This window comes from Notoacmeibacter sp. MSK16QG-6 (genome assembly GCF_024158145.1).
Lineage (GTDB): Bacteria > Pseudomonadota > Alphaproteobacteria > Rhizobiales > Rhizobiaceae > Notoacmeibacter.
The window spans coordinates 1,004,947-1,024,642 of the sequence record NZ_JAMYXM010000001.1 but is presented as its reverse complement, the minus strand read 5'-3'; the positions used below and the strand labels follow the sequence as shown (position 1 = coordinate 1,024,642).

General features: G+C 60.0%; 26 protein-coding genes. 15 read left to right on the top strand and 11 right to left on the bottom strand.

Features of this window, described 5'->3' with window-relative positions:
* Window positions 1–18 precede the first annotated feature (18 nt).
* Both NIM86_RS04850 and NIM86_RS04845 read left to right on the top strand, forming a co-directional pair.
* Entirely contained in the window at window positions 19–354 is a 336-nt protein-coding gene (locus tag NIM86_RS04850) for a YbaB/EbfC family nucleoid-associated protein (RefSeq protein ID WP_253379631.1), read from the top strand.
* Window positions 355–374: 20 nt separating this feature from the next.
* Window positions 375–734 carry a cupin domain-containing protein gene (locus tag NIM86_RS04845; protein ID WP_253379629.1) on the top strand — a complete coding sequence of 120 codons (360 nt, stop codon included), beginning with the start codon at window positions 375–377 and terminating at the stop codon, window positions 732–734.
* 15 nt (window positions 735–749) lie between these two features.
* Here NIM86_RS04845 and NIM86_RS04840 read toward each other — a convergent pair whose 3' ends face one another.
* Complete coding sequence (locus NIM86_RS04840; protein ID WP_253379627.1) at window positions 750–1,250, bottom strand: GNAT family N-acetyltransferase; 501 nt, start codon at window positions 1,248–1,250, stop codon at window positions 750–752.
* Window positions 1,251–1,316: 66 nt separating this feature from the next.
* On the opposite strand from NIM86_RS04840, the gene recR reads away from it, so the two are divergent.
* From recR to NIM86_RS04825, 3 genes are read left to right on the top strand one after another with little or no spacing between them, the layout of a single operon-like run.
* A complete protein-coding gene (recR, locus tag NIM86_RS04835) occupies window positions 1,317–1,928 on the top strand; it encodes a recombination mediator RecR (RefSeq protein WP_253379625.1) in 612 nt (203 codons plus the stop codon).
* Between the two features lie 56 nt (window positions 1,929–1,984).
* A complete protein-coding gene (locus NIM86_RS04830) occupies window positions 1,985–2,458 on the top strand; it encodes a GFA family protein (protein WP_253379623.1) in 474 nt (157 codons plus the stop codon).
* 26 nt (window positions 2,459–2,484) lie between these two features.
* Window positions 2,485–3,723 (top strand): lytic transglycosylase domain-containing protein, encoded by a 1,239-nt coding sequence (locus NIM86_RS04825; RefSeq protein ID WP_253379621.1) that lies wholly within the window; start codon window positions 2,485–2,487, stop codon window positions 3,721–3,723.
* Window positions 3,724–3,747: 24 nt separating this feature from the next.
* Here NIM86_RS04825 and NIM86_RS04820 read toward each other — a convergent pair whose 3' ends face one another.
* On the bottom strand, window positions 3,748–4,131 hold the full coding sequence (locus NIM86_RS04820; RefSeq protein ID WP_253379619.1) for a rhodanese-like domain-containing protein: 384 nt from the start codon (window positions 4,129–4,131) through the stop codon (window positions 3,748–3,750).
* An 82-nt stretch (window positions 4,132–4,213) separates the two neighbouring features.
* Window positions 4,214–5,320 carry a DNA recombination protein RmuC gene (locus NIM86_RS04815; protein ID WP_253379617.1) on the bottom strand — a complete coding sequence of 369 codons (1,107 nt, stop codon included), beginning with the start codon at window positions 5,318–5,320 and terminating at the stop codon, window positions 4,214–4,216.
* 115 nt (window positions 5,321–5,435) lie between these two features.
* On the opposite strand from NIM86_RS04815, the gene def reads away from it, so the two are divergent.
* The 3 genes from def to truA are packed head-to-tail and all read left to right on the top strand — an operon-like array spanning window position 5,436 to window position 7,729.
* Window positions 5,436–5,969 carry a peptide deformylase gene (def, locus tag NIM86_RS04810; RefSeq protein ID WP_253379615.1) on the top strand — a complete coding sequence of 178 codons (534 nt, stop codon included), beginning with the start codon at window positions 5,436–5,438 and terminating at the stop codon, window positions 5,967–5,969.
* Window positions 5,970–5,996: 27 nt separating this feature from the next.
* A complete protein-coding gene (gene fmt / locus NIM86_RS04805) occupies window positions 5,997–6,944 on the top strand; it encodes a methionyl-tRNA formyltransferase (RefSeq protein ID WP_253379613.1) in 948 nt (315 codons plus the stop codon).
* On the top strand, window positions 6,941–7,729 hold the full coding sequence (gene truA / locus NIM86_RS04800; protein ID WP_253379607.1) for a tRNA pseudouridine(38-40) synthase TruA: 789 nt from the start codon (window positions 6,941–6,943) through the stop codon (window positions 7,727–7,729). Before fmt ends, truA begins: the two co-directional genes overlap by 4 nt.
* Before the next feature lie 4 nt (window positions 7,730–7,733).
* Here the strand turns inward: truA and NIM86_RS04795 are convergent, their stop codons facing one another.
* The 4 genes from NIM86_RS04795 to dapD form a co-directional block, all read right to left on the bottom strand.
* Window positions 7,734–8,282 carry a hypothetical protein gene (locus NIM86_RS04795; RefSeq protein ID WP_253379603.1) on the bottom strand — a complete coding sequence of 183 codons (549 nt, stop codon included), beginning with the start codon at window positions 8,280–8,282 and terminating at the stop codon, window positions 7,734–7,736.
* A 38-nt stretch (window positions 8,283–8,320) separates the two neighbouring features.
* Window positions 8,321–9,520 (bottom strand): succinyl-diaminopimelate desuccinylase, encoded by a 1,200-nt coding sequence (dapE, locus tag NIM86_RS04790; protein ID WP_256478392.1) that lies wholly within the window; start codon window positions 9,518–9,520, stop codon window positions 8,321–8,323.
* Window positions 9,521–9,908: 388 nt separating this feature from the next.
* A complete protein-coding gene (locus NIM86_RS04785) occupies window positions 9,909–10,400 on the bottom strand; it encodes a DUF805 domain-containing protein (protein ID WP_253379602.1) in 492 nt (163 codons plus the stop codon).
* Between the two features lie 57 nt (window positions 10,401–10,457).
* Window positions 10,458–11,312: a 2,3,4,5-tetrahydropyridine-2,6-dicarboxylate N-succinyltransferase gene (gene dapD, locus NIM86_RS04780; protein WP_253379600.1), complete on the bottom strand. Its 855-nt coding sequence runs from the start codon at window positions 11,310–11,312 to the stop codon at window positions 10,458–10,460.
* A 159-nt stretch (window positions 11,313–11,471) separates the two neighbouring features.
* Here dapD and NIM86_RS04775 point away from each other — a divergent pair, with 159 nt between their 5' ends.
* The gene (locus tag NIM86_RS04775; protein WP_253379598.1) at window positions 11,472–12,365 is read left to right on the top strand and encodes an LOG family protein; all 894 of its coding nucleotides are present in this window, start codon (window positions 11,472–11,474) and stop codon (window positions 12,363–12,365) included.
* Window positions 12,366–12,452: 87 nt separating this feature from the next.
* Window positions 12,453–12,659, top strand: a complete 207-nt coding sequence (locus NIM86_RS04770; RefSeq protein WP_253379597.1) for a hypothetical protein — start codon at window positions 12,453–12,455, stop codon at window positions 12,657–12,659.
* 64 nt (window positions 12,660–12,723) lie between these two features.
* Here the strand turns inward: NIM86_RS04770 and NIM86_RS04765 are convergent, their stop codons facing one another.
* Window positions 12,724–13,413 (bottom strand): pyrimidine 5'-nucleotidase, encoded by a 690-nt coding sequence (locus NIM86_RS04765; protein WP_253379596.1) that lies wholly within the window; start codon window positions 13,411–13,413, stop codon window positions 12,724–12,726.
* 73 nt (window positions 13,414–13,486) lie between these two features.
* Between NIM86_RS04765 and NIM86_RS04760 the strand changes: the two genes are divergently transcribed.
* Window positions 13,487–14,401: a DMT family transporter gene (locus NIM86_RS04760; protein ID WP_253379595.1), complete on the top strand. Its 915-nt coding sequence runs from the start codon at window positions 13,487–13,489 to the stop codon at window positions 14,399–14,401.
* Window positions 14,402–14,412: 11 nt separating this feature from the next.
* Here the strand turns inward: NIM86_RS04760 and argB are convergent, their stop codons facing one another.
* Window positions 14,413–15,309, bottom strand: a complete 897-nt coding sequence (gene argB / locus NIM86_RS04755; protein ID WP_253379594.1) for an acetylglutamate kinase — start codon at window positions 15,307–15,309, stop codon at window positions 14,413–14,415.
* A 181-nt stretch (window positions 15,310–15,490) separates the two neighbouring features.
* Between argB and NIM86_RS04750 the strand changes: the two genes are divergently transcribed.
* The 4 genes from NIM86_RS04750 to msrB all read left to right on the top strand — a co-directional run bounded on the left by NIM86_RS04750 (window position 15,491) and on the right by msrB (window position 18,224).
* On the top strand, window positions 15,491–16,030 hold the full coding sequence (locus NIM86_RS04750; protein ID WP_253380730.1) for a sigma-70 family RNA polymerase sigma factor: 540 nt from the start codon (window positions 15,491–15,493) through the stop codon (window positions 16,028–16,030).
* On the top strand, window positions 16,027–16,794 hold the full coding sequence (locus NIM86_RS04745; RefSeq protein WP_253379593.1) for an anti-sigma factor domain-containing protein: 768 nt from the start codon (window positions 16,027–16,029) through the stop codon (window positions 16,792–16,794). The genes NIM86_RS04750 and NIM86_RS04745 overlap by 4 nt, the downstream gene beginning before the upstream one ends.
* 146 nt (window positions 16,795–16,940) lie before the next feature.
* Window positions 16,941–17,504 (top strand): fasciclin domain-containing protein, encoded by a 564-nt coding sequence (locus NIM86_RS04740; RefSeq protein ID WP_253379591.1) that lies wholly within the window; start codon window positions 16,941–16,943, stop codon window positions 17,502–17,504.
* A gap of 222 nt (window positions 17,505–17,726) precedes the next feature.
* Window positions 17,727–18,224 (top strand): peptide-methionine (R)-S-oxide reductase MsrB, encoded by a 498-nt coding sequence (gene msrB, locus NIM86_RS04735; protein WP_253379585.1) that lies wholly within the window; start codon window positions 17,727–17,729, stop codon window positions 18,222–18,224.
* Window positions 18,225–18,231: 7 nt separating this feature from the next.
* Here msrB and yihA read toward each other — a convergent pair whose 3' ends face one another.
* Window positions 18,232–18,924, bottom strand: coding sequence for a ribosome biogenesis GTP-binding protein YihA/YsxC (gene yihA, locus NIM86_RS04730; RefSeq protein ID WP_256478335.1), 693 nt, complete (start codon window positions 18,922–18,924; stop codon window positions 18,232–18,234).
* Window positions 18,921–19,571, bottom strand: coding sequence for a CatB-related O-acetyltransferase (locus NIM86_RS04725; RefSeq protein WP_253379582.1), 651 nt, complete (start codon window positions 19,569–19,571; stop codon window positions 18,921–18,923). The genes yihA and NIM86_RS04725 overlap by 4 nt, the downstream gene beginning before the upstream one ends.
* Between the last annotated feature and the right edge of the window lie 125 nt (window positions 19,572–19,696).

The following is a 19,696-nucleotide window of genomic DNA, read 5'->3' as shown; positions in this document are numbered from 1 at the left end:
AGCAGAACGGAGCGCGCCATGAAAGACCTGATGGGCCTGATGAGCAAGGCCAAGGAGATGCAGGCCAAAATGGCCGAACTTCAGGACGAAGTGGAGAAAATGGAAGTCGCTGGCGCGTCGGGCGGCGGGCTCGTCTCGGTCACGCTGAGCGGTAAGGGCGACCTGAAAGGCCTCTCCATCGACCCTTCCCTGATGAAGGAGGGCGAGGGTGAAATTCTCGAGGATCTCATCGTCGCCGCACATGCCGATGCGCGCACAAAGCTGGAAACGGCCATGGCGGAAAAGACCCAGTCGATGACGGCCGGCCTTGGCTTGCCGCCCGGCATGGGCGGCGGCAAGTTCCCGTTCGGTTGAAAGCTAGTCTGGATCGCACCATGGTAAAGGCTGTCAATCTCAACGAAAAGCTCGCCCAATTCAGTGAACATTGGTCGCCGAAGATCGTCGCTGAATATAACGGCAATGACGTAATGGTGGTAAAGTTCAAGGGCGAATTTCCCTTTCACTCCCACGCCGAAACCGATGATTTCTTTCTTGTCCTTGAGGGCAAGATGACGATGGAATACCGGGATCGCACGATTAGCGTTGGCCCAGGTGAACTTTTCATTGTTCCGAAGGGAATCGAGCACCGACCCGTGGCCGAAGAAGAGGTCAAGGTGCTCCTCATCGAACCGAAGGGTGAGCCCAATTCCGGCGACAGCACCGAGCGCGCTCCTGCCGTTAAAGAATGGATCTGAGCGTCGCTGACTGGGTTAAACCAGCACGCGCTGCATCAGGATGGCGGGGAACGGGATGCTCTCTCCAAGCATGACCGTTACCTCCTGCACCCGCTCGAAGCCTTGGCGCTCGTAAAAGGCCTCGGCAGGCAGCGAGGAGAAGCACTGCAGCCGCGTCATGCCCGCTTCCATCGCGTCCTCCACGCAGCGTTGCAGGATGGCGCTGCCTACCCCGGTGCGCATCTGGCCGGGGTCGGTCGCGAAATGTCGGACATGGCCTGTTGCCGCGACCCTGTCGCCCGTGCCTGGCGTCGCATGGCTCCATCCGCCGCATCCGACGATCTGTCCGTCCGACAGAGCTTTGAAATACCGCCCGCTTTCGAGCAGTCGGGTGTCGATTCTCAGCATGGCCGGCAAGGCATTTTCCAGAATGTCCGCCTCATACCAGCCCGGATAGACTTCCGCGTAACAACGGCCGATCAGTGATTCAAGCGCCTCGCGATCCTCGACGCCGGCCACTTCGATTGCCACATCCACTCCCATGAGCTCCTCATTCCTACTCTGGTGCTTGGCGAATCATAGCGCTTCCGGCAGGACAGTGCCATGAGCGGACGACGCATTGCCGGCCCTGAAATTGAAAAATTGATCCAGCTTCTGGCTCGCGTGCCGGGGCTGGGGCCGCGTTCGGCGCGCCGCGCAGCCCTTCAGATGATCAAGAAAAAAGATCAGTTGATGGGCCCGCTTGCCGAGGCGCTGGCGCTGGTCCATGAGCGCGTCGTGGTCTGTTCGACCTGCGGCAACGCCGACACGTCCGATCCCTGCGCCATCTGTTCCGATCCGCGCCGTCAGACCGGCACGATCATTGTGGTCGAGGAAGTCGCCGACCTCTGGGCGTTGGAGCGGGCCGCCGCCATGCCGAACGTTCTTTATCATGTGCTCGGCGGCGTACTCTCTCCACTCGACGGGATCGGCCCGGACGATCTGTCGATTGCGGCGCTTGTCGACCGGGTTGAGGCCGGCGGCGTCTCCGAGATCATCCTTGCCGTCAACGCCACCGTCGAGGGGCAGACCACCGCACACTACATCACCGACCGCCTATCCGGTTTCGAGGTGACGGTAACCCGGCTTGCGCACGGCGTGCCGGTCGGTGGCGAACTGGACTATTTGGACGACGGCACATTGGCCGCCGCGCTGAAAAGCCGCACGAAGTTCTGAGATGTCTCCGAGTGCATTTCCGCTATAGTCAGCCTCATGCTTGAAGGAGGCCTGACATGTCCACCGATTGGAAACTGCCCTGGAAAGCCCATTGCAGATGCGGCGCGGTCGAGATGACGGTGTCCGCTCCACCGCTGCTGACCATGGCGTGTCATTGCCGCGGGTGCCAGCGGATGAGCGCGAGCGCCTACTCCTGCTCCATGGCGGTTCCGCAGGACGGTTTCGCGGTTGATGGGCCAGCTCGTGATAAGCGCCAGTCCGAAGACAATGACGGCTACACCCACAATTTTTGTCCGCAATGCCACAGCTGGATCTTTACCGAATTTCCGGCGGAAATGGGTTTCATCAATCTGCGCGCGACCATGCTGGACGATCCCTCCTGGTTCGCGCCCTTCGTCGAAACCCAGACCACTGAGAAACTCGCCTTCGCCGAGACCGGCGCGCCGATCAGCTATGAGCGGTTTCCAGAGATGGGCGATTATCCGGGCCTGATCCAGCGCTTTTCGGAAGAGGGCGCAAAGCCCGCCTGAGACTTTTCAAAACCGACGGATACGCGATGCGCCTGAAATCCCTTCTCCTGATTCTCTTCAGCCTGCTGCTGGCGAGTCCTACCATGGCGCAGGACCGTGCGGCGGTGGAGCGTCAGTTCCAGTCATGGCTGCAGTCGGACATCTGGCCGGCGGCGCGCGCAAAGGGCGTCTCCCGCCAGAAATTCGATAAGGCATTCCGCGGCGTTTCGCTGAATTGGGATCTTCCCGATCTCGTGCCGCCGGGCAGCAAAGCCAAAACGCCGAAGAAACAGCGGCAGGCCGAATTCGGATCGCCCGGAAAATATTTCAACCGCGGTTCGGTCGATGGTGCGACGGCGGTAGGACGTCAGATGGCGCGAACGTATGCCAAAACGCTCGCGGCAGTCGAGCGCGCCACCGGCGTGCGAGGACGGATTATTCTGGCGATCTGGGGTAGAGAGAGCGGTTATGGCCGCGTGGCAATCCCACATAATGTGTTCGAAGTTCTCGGCACGAAGGGCTTCATGGCGACGCGCGCCGCCTATTTCCGCGACGAATTGATTGCGGCGCTACAGATCGCAGAGGCCGGCCATGCGCCGGAGGCCGCGATGAAAAGCTCTTGGGCCGGGGCGCTCGGACAGCCGCAATTCATGCCGACGAGTTTCCTGAATCACGCCGCAGACGGCGATGGCGACGGTCGCGCCGATATCTGGCGCTCGGAAGCCGACACGATTGCCTCGATCGGCAACTATTTGCGCCATTTCGGCTGGCAGCCGGGACGCGACTGGGGCTACGAAATCACTCTTCCGGCGAATGTGTCGTGCACGCTGGAGGGACCGGATCGTGGTCGCCCGCTGTCCGAATGGGAAGCGATGGGCATTGCCCGCGTATCCGGAAAGCCTTTTCCGGATGTCGAGCGCAAGGGGCAGATGTTCCTGATGCTGCCCGCGGGGCGGAACGGCCCGGCCTTTCTGGTGACGCCGAACTTCTACGTCATCAAGGAATATAACGAGAGCGATCTTTACGCGCTCTTCGTTGGCCATGTCGGCGACCGCATTCAATACGGTGTCGGCGACTTCTCAGGTGCATGGGGCCAGGTCGGCGGCCTCTATCGCTCCGATATCGCCGTCATGCAGCGTGCGCTGGAGCAGCAGGACAAGGATGTCGGCGGCGCGGACGGCCTGCCGGGGTTCAAGACCCGGCGCGAGATCGGCGCCTGGCAGGAACGCCAGGGCGAGCGCGCCACCTGCTTTCCGACCCAGGCCATGGTGGGGCGGTTGCGATAGACTACCGGAACCACGTTCAGAAGGTCAGGCTGAGGGATCGACCTTCTTTGGATTGCCCGTCCCCATATCTGTGCCGATATAGGGCTTCTTGGCCTCCTTCCACTTGGCGAAGCCGCCTTCGAGATGGGCAATCCGGCCACCGACGCTCTGAAGGTACTGCTTGGCGACGCGTTCGGAGCGAAGGCCGGAGCCGCAATGCAGCACGATGCGCTTGCCCTCCTGGCTCGGAAGATCGGCGCCATCGACGAATGCCATTGGTGCATTCAGCGCGCCCTGAATATGTTCGAACAGATATTCCTGCGGCGTCCGCACATCGATGACCGCAACGGATTTGCTGACCAGCGCGTCGGCGAGCTCGTCGACGGTCCAGTGCTCGAACACGCCGTTGTCCAGTTTCTCTTCCCGCATCCCATTCTCCTAGGCGCAAATTATCATATTCGGCTTATGACATATGTCAGGCATGAGAAACGGGAAGATATTGGGCGTTCGGCTACTCCGCTGCCAAGGAGACAGCGCATTCCTCCCGCTCGCTCAACTCAACCGATGCAATGGCATCGCCGCGCCGGCTGAGCTTTCCGATAGCCCGAGCCAGGGAGTCGATGTCCTTCTGACTATGGCTGAAATGCGTTTGCAGTTTCGCGATCAGTGTATCGACCGCGCTGACCTCTTCCATCAGGGCGGCCACTTCCGCCTGAATGCGATGGGCTTCGCGCGCCATCGCTTCGTCGCGCCGCATGGAGTGTACGATGCCGAGCGCCAGCATAAGAAGGGACGGCGAAACCAGCATGACGCGGCGGCGTGATGCCCGCTCCACAACCGCACCGAAATGTTCGTGCAGATCGGCAAAAACACTTTCCGATGGCACAAAGAGGAATGCGAAATCCTGTGTTTCGCCTGGCTGTACATATTTGTCGCCCACCGCGTCGACATGCACGGCCATGTCGCGGCGGAAGCGCTTTCTGGCTGCGTCGCGGGCAAGATCGTCATCCGCTTCGCCCATGGCGCGCCATGCTTCGAGCGGGAATTTCGCGTCGATCACCAGCGGCGGTGCGCCGCCCGGCAGCCTCACCAGCGCATCGGGCCGGACACCGGTAGGCAGCCGAGTCTGCAGATCGAACGTGCCGACCGGAAGCGCGTCGTGGAGAATCGCTTCCAATCGTCGTTCGCCGAAAAGGCCCCGCGTTTGCTTATCCGTCAGGATGGCTTGCAGACCCATCATCTCACCGGCCAGCTCGCCGATATTGCGTTGGGCGCTATCGATCACCGCGAGCCGTTCGGACAGTTCCGTCAGATTGGTCTGTGTGGCCCGGTTTTGCCGTGTCAGGCTCTCGCCAAGCCGGCCCGACAAATGCTCCAGCCGCCGCGCCAAACGCGCGTCGAACGCCTCCTGCCGCTCGCCGAGATGATCGGCCAGTGCGCCGAGCCGCCCGGCGAGTTCCGCCTGCTGCTGCTCCACGCGAGACAGGCTTTGGCGGCCTGCCGTAAGCCTCCCGACGAAGAGAGCCATTACAAGAAGCGCGCCGCCTGCCGCCCAAAGCGGAAGCGTCATGCCAAAAGGCATCGCGAGCGGCATCGTCAGTGAAAGTCCGGTCTCCATGAGGGTACACTGCCAGACTGGACACCCGTCGACAAGAACAGATCAGAAACATTCTTGCCGAACCCTTACGTTGCCGGGAGTTGACATCGCGTATTCCCCGCGTAGAACCCGCGACATGACTGGCAGCAAGCGCCCCCTCGTCGTTCTTCCCGATCCGATCCTGCGGCAGGTCTCCAAACCCGTCGAGCGGATCGACGATGAAACGCGTCGGCTCGCGAGCGACATGCTGGCGACCATGTACGATGCGCCCGGTATCGGCCTTGCTGCGATCCAGATCGCCGAACCGCTCCGTCTCATCACGATCGATCTCGCCAAAGAGGATGACGAGCCGGACCCGCACGTCTTCGTCAATCCGAAGATCGTCGCGCGCGGCGACGAGCCGGGCACCTATGAAGAAGGATGCCTTTCGATTCCGGATTATTTTGCCGAGGTAGAACGCCCGGCAACGGTCGCGGTCGAATATCTCGATCTGGAAGGCGACATGCAGGTCATCGAGGCCGATGGGTTGATGGCCACCTGCCTGCAGCATGAGGTGGATCATCTCGACGGCGTGCTTTTCATCGACCATATTTCACGGCTGAAACGCGATATGGTCGTGAAGAAATTTAGAAAGCTGGCCAAGGAACGCGGCGGCACGCGCCTTCTCTGACCGCAACCCGCAAGCGAGCCAAGTAGTATGGCCCTTTCCATCATTTTTATGGGCACGCCCGATTTTTCTGTTCCAACCCTGCGGGCATTGCATGAAGCCGGACATCAGATTCGCGCTGTCTATACGCAGCCGCCACGTCCGGCGGGACGGCGGGGCCTCGAACTGACGCCATCGCCCGTGCACCGAGCCGCCGAAGAGCTGGGGCTGGATGTGCGCCATCCGACCAGCCTGAAAGGCGAAGCCGAACAGCAGGCGTTCGCAGCGCTGGATGCCGATGTCGCGGTGGTCGTGGCCTATGGCCTGCTCCTGCCGCAGCCGATCCTGGATGCGCCGCGTCTCGGCTGCTTCAATGGCCATGCCTCCGCCCTGCCTCGCTGGCGCGGAGCGGCCCCCATTCAACGCGCGATCATGGCAGGCGATCGAGAGACGGCGATGATGGTCATGAAGATGGAGGCCGGCCTCGACACAGGCCCCGTCGCCATGGAATCACGCATCCCGATCGATCCTGAGATGACTGCTGGAGACCTGCATGACCGGCTTGCTGAGGCAGGTGCAGCGCTCATGGTCGATGCCATGGCCGCGCTTGAGACCGGCACCCTGAGCTTGACGTCCCAGTCGGACGAGGGCGTCACATACGCAAAGAAGATCGACAAAGGCGAGACCCGAATAGATTGGGCGGCGGACGCAAAGGCCGTCCATGACCGTATTCGAGGGCTTGCGCCCTTTCCCGGCGCTTGGTGCGAGATGGATTTGGGTGGCAAGCGTGAAAGGGTAAAGGTACTGAAAGCCTCTCTGGTATCGCTTGACAGGCTTGAGGACCTCACGCCAGGCGCGGTCGTCGCCCAGCCACTCACCGTAGCCTGCGGACAGGGGACGATAGCGTTGAAACGCCTGCAGAAGGCCGGCGGCAAACCGCTCGATGTGGCTGATTTCGTTCGCGGCAATCCGGTATCGGTCGGCGATCGCCTGCAATGACGGATAGTCCGGCGACGCAGCGTTACCGCGCCACCGTCGAATATGACGGCACACCCTATAAAGGCTTCCAGCGCCAGGCCAATGGCCACACCGTTCAGCAGGCCATTGAGGAGGCCATCGAGAAATTTTCGGGCGTCGATCTCCGGCTGACGGCTGCGGGCCGCACCGATACTGGCGTTCATGCGCTGGCGCAAATCATCCATTTCGATCTGCCAGTCGGTGATCGCCGATCGCCCTTTCGGGTGATGGAGGCGATCAATGCGCTATTGGTTCAGGCCGAGGAACGCGTTGCTTTGCTGGATTGTGAAACCGTGTCCGATACGTTTTCGGCGCGGTTCTCGGCAATTGGACGGCGCTACCGCTACCGCATCGTCAATCGTCGTGCGCCGTTGACCGTCGAGCGCGAGCGTGCCTGGTGGGTCCGAAAGGGCGAACTGGATGTCGAGAGCATGAACGCGGCAGCGAAGCGTCTGCTCGGAACACATGATTTCACCACCTTCCGCGCGGCGGATTGCCAGGCCAGGTCGCCGGTCAGAACGCTTGACGAATTATGGGTTGAGCGAATTGACGACCACGAGATCCATATTCACGCGGCGGCCCGTTCCTTTCTCCACAATCAGGTCCGCTCACTGGCCGGATCGTTGAAACTGGTCGGCGAGGGAAAATGGTCTGCGAACGATCTCCAGTCTGCGTTGGATGCGAAAGACCGCAAGGCGTGCGGTCCCGTTGCACCTGCCTGCGGGCTGTATCTTTCAGAAGTCGTCTATCCGCCCGATGCGCGATAGCCCGTCATTCGAGCGAAAGGCCGAGCATGGAGGCGGTGGCGTAACCGCTCATCATGCCGACTAGCAAGCTCACCAGGACGTAAGCGGCAGCCTGTCCGCCACCGACGCCTAGAACCGCGCGCAGCAATCGCCAGTACAGCGTGCAGGTGACGACGAGAGTGGTGAGGATAAGGAGTGTGTCGAACTCGGCTGCCGTCGGCGCGAGAACTCGCCCGATGCCGATCGGTAGCGCGATAAACGCGAAAATGACGCCCGCCCAATTGGTGGCGATGACGAAGGCAGGGTAGCGCGCTGCCAGTCCCATGGCCGATAGAAGAGGCGCAAATACGATGAGCGGAAAGAGCCAGGCGACCAGATCGGCGATCCCGAGCCCGACGATGAGAGGGATGAGTTGATCGGCCGTCGCGTCATGGCCAAGAAAAACACGCGCCGAGCCGACCCAGCCGACAGCCAGCGACGGTAGAGCGATCAGGATGGCCTGAAACGAGGATCGCACGCCGGATGCGGACAGATCGAGCCGTCCGAGCAGAGCGGACTGCGTCGTCCTCATCATCTGCCAGACCGTCTGGAGCTGGTGCGCCGCCGCTTCTTTCAACGACCGGTCTCCAGACCGAACCAGCCTGCGATGAAGCGTTCATAGATCAATGTCAGTGTTTTGAGATCGGCGAGCGGCACCTGCTCGTCGATCTTATGCATGGTCTGGCCGACCAGTCCGAATTCGACGACCGGGCAGTGATCCTTGATGAAACGCGCATCGGAGGTGCCGCCCGATGTCGAAAGCTCTGGCGTACGTCCCGTAACGGCTTCGACGGCCAAAGCGAAGGTTCCGACAAGCTTTTCGTCATGGGTGACGAACACATCGGATACACGCGGCGCCCACTCAAGATTCCAAGGCAGCGGATCGTCGCCAATCCGCGCCGCCGCTGCGGCTGCGCCGGCAAGACGGCTCTCGATTTCGGCCACCAGCCTCTCGGCGTTCCAGCAGTCGTTGAAGCGAATGTTGAATACGGCGGTTGCCTCGCCCGGAATAACGTTCGTCGCCGGATTGCCGACATCGATTGTCGTGATTTCGAGGTTGGAAGGCTGAAAACGGTTTGACCCTTTATCGAGCGGCGGGTCCATCAGCGCGGAAAGCATTGGCACGAGCGCACGGATCGGGCTATCGGCCAGATGCGGATAGGCGACGTGTCCTTGTGTGCCCCGGACGGTCAGTTTGCCGGTATGGCTGCCACGCCGTCCGACCTTGATCATGTCGCCGATGGCGTTCGGATTGGTCGGTTCGCCGACGAGACAGGCGTCGAAGCGCACCTTTTGTTCTGTCAGCCATTCCAGAACCTTGAGAGTGCCATCGAGGGCAGGGCCTTCTTCATCGCCGGTAATCAGAAAACTGACCCGGCCGGGGAGTGCGCCGTTCCTTTCGACGCAGCGCGCATAAGCGGCAATAAAGGCAGCGATTCCGCCCTTCATATCGACCGCGCCGCGCCCGAACATCACGCCGTCATGGACTTTGGCGTCGAAGGGAGGGAACGACCATGCGCCGGCGTCACCAACCGGGACGACATCGGTATGCCCGGCAAAAAGAAGATGCGGACCGTTCGTCCCGACCGTTGCATAGAGATTGTCGATTCGCGGCTGACCTTCCGTCTGAAACGGCAGCCTTGTCACCTCGAAGGAACGATCTTCGAGTATCGACTGGACAAGATCGAGTGCGCCCGCATCTTCTGGAGTGACGGAGGGGCACTGAATCAAGGCAGCCAGAATGCTGGCGGGGTCTCGTGGGTCGATGGCCATGATCATTAGCTACGCGCACCGCTGGCGGCCTGCAAGAGCAGCGTTTCTTCCGCCTCCAACGGCACACGAGACACAGCGAAAAAATTTTTGCGAAGCGATGGAACTTTTTCGTCAATCACGCAACTGCCCCATTTTGGTCCGATTGCTTCCTTACATGCCTTCTTCGCAACGACGAGCCCGGACCGGCGACGTCGACTGGCACAAAGCGACATCGATGGCATTCTGACGCTGCTCTTGGCGGCTCGAAATTTTGCCACTATGGATCGCTCGGCACTGAAATGAGTTTCGTGAGACGACTGACGCGCATGGGGGCGCGAGGTCGTATCGGGGGAGAAAAGGCGGACCGCATGGTGGGGCATGCGGCCCGCCTTTTCGCTTCCGATGATATTCAGAAGGCCTCTACACGCGGGTCGGGACCATATCGGTTCATCCCATCGGTTCCGCGAATAAACCCGAGATAGACGATCAGACCCAGGCCCAGCAGCCCATTGAGAATGGTGAACAGGGCTGACGGTGTCGTATCTCCAGCATCGCTGGCCATCGTCGCGTAACCGAGAACCGACAGAACCACGCTTGCAACAAAGATGCCGAGAAGCCACCATGCCGAACGGTTCAGATCGTGGAAGCGGCGGGCCGATACGGCCAACGAAATAATGAACACGACGACATTGAGTGCGATCATAACGATCGCGACAAGACCGCCGCCGAAGAGCGCTGCCGTTGCGGATGGTTCCGTTCCGCCGAGAATGACGCCGCCAACCCCAGCGAAGACACCGACCGCAAGTCCGATGCCGATGCTGACGGCGACGATGAACAGTTGCGTCAGCCAGAAGGTCTTTCGCGACGCCCGGCCGGTAAAGCGAAAAAGGTTGCGGATCATCGTCGGAACTCCGGATTGTACGGAGAAAGGATGGACGCTTCGTCCGTTTGGCGTCAATCAGTCACGAAGCAGATCGTTAATGGATGTCTTGCTGCGCGTGCGCTCGTCCACCTTCTTGACGATGACCGCGCAGTAGAGGCTCGGCCCGTAATCCTTGCCCGGTAGCGGTTTGCCGGGTAGCGAACCGGAAACGACGACGGAATAGGGCGGAACTTCGCCCATGTGGATTTCTCCCGTCTCGCGGTCGACGATCTTTGTGGATTTGCCGATATAGACACCCATGCCGAGCACCGCGCCTTCGCGAACAATGCAGCCTTCGACAACTTCCGAGCGCGCCCCGATGAAGCAATTGTCCTCGATAATGGTCGGCCCGGCCTGAAGCGGCTCCAACACCCCGCCGATTCCGACGCCGCCGGAGAGATGAACATTTTTGCCGATCTGCGCGCAGGATCCCACGGTCGACCAGGTGTCGACCATTGTTCCTTCATCGACATAGGCGCCGAGATTGACGAAAGACGGCATCAGCACCACGCCTTTGCCGATATGCGCTGAGCGCCGGACAATGGCGCCCGGCACGGCGCGGAAACCGCCGCGTTCGAATTCCTGGCCGCTCCAGGCGTCGAACTTGCTCGGCACCTTGTCCCACCATTTTGCATCGCCCGGTCCCCCGGAGATGATTTCCATCGGGTTCAGGCGGAATGACAGAAGCACGGCTTTTTTGAGCCATTGATGCACCGTCCAGTTGCCGCTCTCGTCACGGGAGGCGACACGGGCCTGGCCGCGGTCAAGCAGATGGAGCGCTTCACCGACCGCATCGCGTACTTCGCCCTTCGTCGCGGAGGTGATGCCATCCCGCTCTTCGAATGCGTTTTCGATAATGCGTTCCAGCGCATCGCGATCATGGCTTGCCATGGTCAATGTCTCCGCTTGACTAGTGGGGCGCTGGCCTTGCACCAAGGCAGATGAAACCAGCTCGGGAAAATCGGGCGGACCCTATGCGAAAGCGCTTTGCGCGGTCAATGCGCAAAGACGAGCAGAAAGTATGCGTTACTGTCGAGAAAGGCCGACTGCATGAATGACGAGACCGACGCGCCGGACGGAACCGTGAAAAAGGTTTTGAGCGGCCGCAAGCGCGATGGATGGACACCGTTGCCGCATTCCAGCGAGGATCTGCCGCGTGCGCGAAGCGTGCCCTCCACGCCGCAGACCGAGGCTCCGGCCTATCGCCTTGCCTGGGCGGACGAAGACTTCATGACCCAGCGCGATCTTCGCGCCGTGCGGCTGCAGCTGGAATTGCTGAAGCCGGAAATGCTGCTGACGGAATACGGTATCGCCTCCACGGTCATCATGTTCGGCGGCGCCCGTATTCCCGAGCCCGGCGGTGAAGCCTGGGCTGCGAAGAACGAAACGCAGAAGAAAAATCTGACCGAACTCTCCGTGATTTACGGCGAAGCGCGTCGATTCGCGCAAATCTGTTCGGAGCATGCGCGCCAATCCGACTTCCAGGAATTCGTCGTCGTGACCGGCGGCGGGCCGGGTGTGATGGAAGCCGGCAATCGCGGCGCGCACGATGTCGGCGCGCCTTCCATCGGCTTGAATATCGTTCTGCCGCACGAACAGGCGCCCAATAAATACGTCACGCCGGATCTGTGCTTCAACTTCCATTATTTCGCGATCCGGAAAATGCACTTCATCATGCGGGCGAAGGCCGTGGCTGTTTTCCCCGGTGGATTTGGCACGATGGACGAAGTGTTCGAGACCCTGACGCTGATTCAGACCGGTCGGATGGAGCGTGTTCCCGTTCTGCTTTTCGGAAAGTCCTTCTGGGAAAACGCCATCAACACCGAATTTCTGGCAGAGCAGGGCACAATATCGCCGGATGATCCCGATCTGATCACCTATGTCGATACGGCGGACGAAGCATGGAATGAGATCGCTCGGTTCTACAAGCTTAACGAGTCGTAAACGGCCCTGCGTCACACTATGCGATGGAACCAGCCAAGGCACGGTTCCGTTGTTTGAAAAAGCAGACGACAACACCGAGGGCAGATAATGTCTATAACGTCCAGCGATGACGAAATGATGCGCGAAAATCAGCGCAAGGACCGTAGCAACGATGCGTCCGATATTCACAAATTGAAAAAGCCGTTGAACGAAGACGGCCGTTTCCAGCCGGAAGAAGAAAACTCCGGCGATGCTCAGAAGAAGAGCGCATCACTGGCTGAGTATGCAGAGCACGATCCGCGCCGCCGCGCATGATCTGCGGGCCATCGTCATGAATCATGCTCCGGCGAAGTAGTTTTCGCCGGTTCAGTCGATAAAACTAGCGCGTGGCGATAAGCTGCGTGAGAAATGCACTGAGATCGGACGTCACGAAGTCGATCTCGTCGGCTTGCTCGACCTCCCAATCCTGTTTGAAACTCGGTCTTTCAGTGGCTTCGACGAGCACAGTCACCATGCCGAGCGCCTTTGGCACCGCCAGATTCCTCGCCATATCTTCGAACATCGCCGCCTTTTTGGGGTGAACCCCGTGAGCGGCGAGAAATGCATTGTAGGGCGCTTTCCCCGGCTTCGGCGTCATGTCGGCGGCGACAATATCGAAAATATCGTCGAAATGATCCAAAATTCCGAGCGCTCGTGCGGTTCGTTCCGCGTGCGGCCTGTCGCCATTGGTGAAGATAAAGCGGCGGCCGGGTAGCGCCTTAATCGCGTCACCAAGCGCAATATCCGGCGTCAGCGCCGAATAGTCGATATCATGGACGAAGGCGAGAAAGTCGTCGGTATCGACTTTATGCCGTTCGATCAGTCCACGAAGCGTCGTCCCATGCTCCCGGTAGAGCGCCTTCTGCACCCGGAAAGCTTCATCCCTCTCAACATCCAGATAATTGGCGATCCACTGCGTCATCCGCTGATCTATCTGGCTGAACAGGTCGGCCGAAGAGGGGTACAGCGTATTGTCGAGGTCGAACACCCATTCGGTAACGTGGGCAAAGGCGGGCGCAGGCGAATCCATTTTCGCTATATGCGATGGTTCATCGCGCGGTGCCAGCCCTTGCATAGATCTCGCTGTGCCGTCATAGCAGATCATGCCTGTCTGGATCGCCATCACAGTCTGCAGCGCGTTTCTGCAGAACATCCGTTCGTCGCTTCAAAAATATCTGAAGGGCCGCATGGGTACGACTGGCGCGACGTTCGTGCGGTTTGGCTTCGGTCTGCCGGTCGCCGCCACGCTCTATGCGCTTCTGCGCTACGCGGGCCATGTGGGACCCGCGCCAACAGCGCCGTTTTTCGGATGGGTCGTGATAGCGGCAATGGCTCAGATCATCGCGCAGGCACTACTGGTGCACCTCTTCTCCTATCGCAATTTTGCAGTTGGCACGGCCTATAGCCGGACCGAGCCGGCACAGGCGGCGCTCTTCGGCATCCTTTTCGTCGGAGAGGGGCTAGGATTTGGCGGAGCGCTGGCAGTTGCGCTCACCGTCTTCGGCGTGATGCTGATTTCTCTCGCGCGCTCGGCCTTCACGGCCAGCGGCCTCGTGACAGGCCTCTTTACCCGGACGGCCGGGATCGGCTTGGCGTCCGGCCTCTTTTTCGGTATCGCCGCGGTCGGTTATCGCGCGGCGTCTCTGAGCCTCGAACCCTCGCTGCCGGCTCCCGATTTCATCATTCAGGCGTCATATGTGCTGCTTTGGGCAATCGCCATCCAGACCGTGACGATGATGATCTGGATGGCGCTGCGAGAACGTCACGAGTTCACTGCCGTCGCCCGCGCCTGGAAACCATCCATGCTGGTCGGGCTGGTCGGCGCGTTGACGAGTTTCGGCTGGTTCGCCGCCATGACGCTTCAGCAGGCGGCGCTGGTAAAGTCTCTCGCACAGATTGAGATGTTGTTCGCTTTCGGCTCGACTGTTCTGATCTTCCGCGAGCGGGTGACATCGCGCGAAGTGATCGGCTGCGCGTTTATCGTGATCGGCATCGTGGTGCTGTTGTTGACGCGGTAGATGTACCAGCCTTACGGCACAATCAGCGTGCCGGCGCCGTGCGCGGTGAAGAGTTCCAGCAGGACGGAATGCGCCGCCTTTCCGTTCACGATGACCACGCCTTGGACTCCCCGCTCGATGGCGTGAATGCAGGTTTCGATCTTCGGAATCATGCCGCCGGTCACGGTGCCGTTTGCGATCAGTTCGCGGCATTGAGCGACCGTTAGTTCCGCGATCAGTTTGCCATCCTGATCGAGAACGCCCGGCACATCGGTCAGAAAGAGAAGTCGCACTGCCTCCAGCGATCCCGCGATTGCGCCGGCAAACGTATCGGCGTTGATGTTGTAGGTGTGTCCGTCCCGGCCCGGCGCGACCGGTGCAATGACCGGAATCATCTCCGAATGCGCCAGAAGATCCAGCAGCGTACGGTCGACCTCCACCGGTTCCCCCACAAAGCCGAGATCCAGCACGCGCTCGATATTGCTGTCGGGATCGCGGACGGTCTTCTTGGCTTTCTCGGCAAAGACCATATTGCCGTCCTTGCCGCAGAGGCCGATCGCCCATTCGCCTTCGGCATTGATCATGCGGACGATGTCTTTGTTGATCGAGCCGGCCAGAACCATTTCGACGATTTCGACAGTCCGCTTGTCGGTGACACGCAGGCCGCCTTCGAACCGGCTTTCTATACCCATCGTCTCCAGCATACGGCCGATCTGTGGGCCGCCGCCATGAACGACGACAGGGTTGATGCCGCTCTGCTTCAAAAGCGCCACATCGCGCGCGAAGGCTTGGCCCAACTCCTCATTGCCCATGGCGTGGCCCCCATATTTGACCACGACCGTTTTGTTCTCGTAGCGTTGCATATAGGGCAAAGCCTGCGCCAGAAGATGCGCCTGTTCTTCGGCGTTCTTGAGGTCTGTGTGGGTCATATGAATGCATCCGGTGGGCGAAATGGATTGGTCGCGGTTTCTATCGATCCGCTGGGACACAGGCAAGCAGGCCGGGATAAATCCAAAAAGCGGTGTCGACACGGCCTTGATTTGGCTCCACTTTGCACGATGTCCATAGGGTAGGCGAACTGTTTGGGAGAATGCGATCGTGGCGGCAGAGCTGACATCTGAGGAGGTGGCCAAGCTAATCGTTCGCGTATCGTTGAGAGACCGGCAGGCTTTCGATCGGCTTTATGCGGCAACATCGCCGAAACTCTTTGCCATTTGTATCCGTATCTTGAAGGACCGCGCCGAAGCCGAAGAGGCGCTGCAGGAGGTTTTTGTTCGTGTGTGGACAAGGGCCGATCGTTTCGCGATCTCTTCCCAGCACGCTGTTGGGTGGCTTTGTACGGTCGCCCGCAACCATGCGATCGATCGCATTCGCTCGCGTCGCGCGCCGACGAAGGACATCGACGAAGCCTTCGATATGGCGAGCGACGATCCGGACCCGGAACGGTTGGCCGTTCTGTCATCCGAGGGTGATCGGATCGATGAATGCATGGACGAACTTGAGACCGATCGCGCGCAAGCCGTTCGGAGCGCCTATGTCGATGGCGCAAGTTACGCTGAACTGGCGGACCGTTTCGACGTGCCGCTGAACACGATGAGAACCTGGCTGCGCCGCAGCCTGTTGAAATTGAGGCATTGCCTGGAAGCATGAGCCGGGAAACCGACCAGGACTGGAACGACGCTTTTGGCGACCCGCGTGCCGCGGAATATGTGCTCGGCACATTGCCCGCCGAAGAGCGCGCGGCTTTTGCCGAGGCGATGGAGCAGGATCGCGCATTGGCCGACATGACCGATGCGTGGGCGTCGCGCCTGTCGGCCATGAATTCGGTCTATGGCGAGATCGATCCGCCATCGTCGATCAAGGCTTCGCTCGACCGGCGGCTTTTCGCCTCAAGCGCCAGCTCTGTCGCTTCGTCTTCTGCGCGACCCGGCCGCTGGTGGCCGTTCCTCGGCGGCTTGGTCAGTGGGCTGGCCGTCGCATCGCTTGCATTGCTCGCTATGCCCCTGGCGGATTTGTCACCTTTCGAGAGAGGCGAGGATATCGCCGGACAGACGCCTCAAGTTGAGCCGTCCGAGGGGCACCGCATGGTTGCGTCGCTAGCGCCCAATGAGAGCGAGGCCGGTTTCGTCGCGCTTTGGGAGGGCCATTCCCGTACCCTGAATTTCACGCGGATCTCCGGAGCTTCTCCAAGCGAAGGCGTCTATGAGATCTGGGTTATCCATGAGGGTGCCGATCCCGTATCGCTCGGTCTGCTGCCGGATGAGAATGTTGCCCATATGGTGATGCCGCAAGCGCATGCGGACCTGATGACCGATGATGCAACCCTGGCAGTGAGCCATGAACCGGATGGCGGCTCGCCGACAGGATTGCCGACCGGTCCGGTCGTGGCGGCGGGACATGTGCAGGGTATCTGACCCTCGCCTGCCGTCATCGGCAGAAAAAAATAAAAAAACCTGAAACTCTCTTTCGTCTCCTTCCGTCCTTGTTGGTGAACGGCACGTCCGATGAGCGGATAGGCCGGTTTCTTGATCCCCCATACCCCTCAGGGAGGAATACGATTATGAAATTTCTTAAATATGCAACGCTCGGTACCGCACTTGCTTTTGCCGCTCCGGCATTGGCCGACGATCACGGAATGAAGAACCCGACCGTTGGCGGCGCTGAGATGATGGCCGATCAGCCGATCGCGGTAAACGCCTCCAACGCACCGAACCTGACCACTCTTGTGGCTGCCGTGAAACAGGCCGGTCTTGTTGAGACCCTGTCCGGCGAAGGTCCCTTCACCGTTTTCGCGCCGACCAACGAAGCCTTCGAAAAGCTGCCTGACGGCACCGTCGATACGGTGATGAAGGACGAGAACAAGGAAATGCTCGGCACGATCCTTAAGTGCCACGTTGTGAGCGCCAACGCGATGTCCGACGCCATCGGCAAGATGATCGCAGACGACAATGGTGACCATCCGGTCCCGACCCTCGGCGGTTGCACGCTGAGTGCGAAGATGGATGGCGACAAGATCACCTTGACCGACGAAAACGGCAATGTCGCAACCGTCGTAACGGCTGACGTCAAGCAGTCGAACGGTGTCGTTCACGTCATCGATACGGTCATGCTCCCCAAGCAGTAAGCACGACCTAAAAAATCACGGTCGTAGGGGCATGCGGCCGTGATGGGCCATCGTTCGATGGCCAAGGGCGGTCTGCCGACAGGCGCCAATTCGGCGACGCGGCAGGCCGCTTCCTTTTGTCGATAGCCTTATTCTGAAACAAAACAGGCCCGCGATCCGTATTGTCTGACAGGAGATCCGATACCCCGATTGGGAAGATGATCGGATGACAAGGAGATCGAGATGAATAGACGTTTTCTGCTTGCCGGCGGCACCGCACTTGTGACCGGAGCCTTCTTCGGCCTTGGCGCCAAAGCCGAAAAGGGCGATTTCCCCGTGACCAAAACCGAAGCGCAGTGGCGTGAACAGCTCAGCGAGATGCAATATGCTGTTCTTCGGGAGGAAGACACGGAGCGCGCTTTCACCAGCCCTCTATTGAAGGTGAAGGAGAAAGGCACGTATCACTGTGCCGGCTGCGATCAGGCCGTTTTCGAATCTGAGACCAAGTTCGATAGTGGGACCGGCTGGCCCAGCTTCTTCCGTGAAATCGAAGGCAATGTCGCCTTCAAGGAAGACAACACCCTCTTCATGAGACGGACCGAAGAACACTGCTCGCGCTGTGGCGGACATTTCGGTCATGTTTTCGACGATGGTCCGAAGCCAACTGGCAAGCGTCACTGCATCAACGGTGTTGCCATGATCTTCCGCCCTGCCAATGGCGGCGACGCAATCACAGGCTGAGTCAAACTCAGCGGCGGACCGCGTTAAGGATCGCGACCCGCATATCATCGAGCCCGTGCCTCTTCTCCGATGAGGTGAGCAACACCTCCGGGTAGGCGGCGGCGCGCTTCGAGATCGCTTCAAGTGTCTGCCGCCGCAGCTTTTCCGCTGCCGGCGGCTTTATCTTGTCGGCCTTCGTCAGAACGATCTGATAGGAGACGGCGGCCTTGTCGAGCAGATCGAGGACCTCTTTGTCGTTCGCCTTCAATCCATGGCGTGAATCGATAAGCACATAGACACGCTTCAAGGTCACGCGGCCGCGCAGATAATCGAAGACCAGTTCGGTCCAGCGATCGACCACCTCCTTCGGAGCCTGGGCGAAGCCATAACCCGGCATGTCGACGACCGCCATTTCCGGGAGATCGGTCATTTCACCGCTATGGCCGGCAGGCACGAAATAGTTCAGCTCCTGCGTCCGTCCTGGCGTGTTGGAGGTGCGCGCCAGCCCCTTCTGTGCCAGAAGCGCGTTGATGAGCGACGATTTGCCGACATTCGAACGACCGGCGAACGCGATCTCGGCCGGTCCCTCAGGCGGCAGGAACTCCATGGAGGGCACGCCTCGTATGAATTGCCACTGTCGGAGAAAGAGCGCGCGCGCTTCGGCGACAATCGCCGGATCGATATCATTGTCTCTCGATCCCTTTTCTCCGCGATCGCTCATGATTTTTTCTCCGCAAAGGCTTCAAGAGCGTCGATGTCGTCGCTTCTTATGGCATCCAGTGCTCGTGTAATGCGTTCGGCGGGCCAGTGCCACCATGCGATTTCGCAAAGCCGCTCGATTGTGGCATCGTCGAACCGCATCCGAATGACTTTCGCCGGATTGCCACCGAATATCGCATAGGGCGGGATGTCGGATACGACGGTGCTATTGGCGGCGACAATCGCGCCGTCGCCAATCGTCACGCCGGGCATGATCGTACTATTCATTCCGATCCAGACATCGTTGCCGATGACGGTGTCGCCCCGGCTGTGATCGGTCCAGCTTTTCGGGTCGAAGCCTTTTTCCCAGCCATTGCCAAAGATGTTGAACGGATAGGTCGAGAGGCCGGACATCGCGTGGTTCGCGCCATTCATGATGAAACGGGTGCCGGAAGCTATGGCGACGAACCGTCCGATGATCAGCCGGTCGCCGTAGAAATCGAAATGGTGCAGAACGTTTCGGTCTTCAAACCGCTCCGCTCCCTCCGGATCATCATAATAGGAATAGTCGCCGACCTCGATATTTGGCCGCGTGATAAAGTTTTTCAGAAAAACCGCTCGCGGGTATCCGGCAAGCGGATAGAGCATTTCAGGTGAGGGGCCGTGCATGGGTAAACCTCGCTTCTGCCAATGGGATGGGCACAATCGGCGCGATCCCGTCTCCGCAAATCGGTGCGGATCGGCGAATCGCTCGGTTTACTTGTCCATGACGGTCGCTCCCTGAATTCACTAAA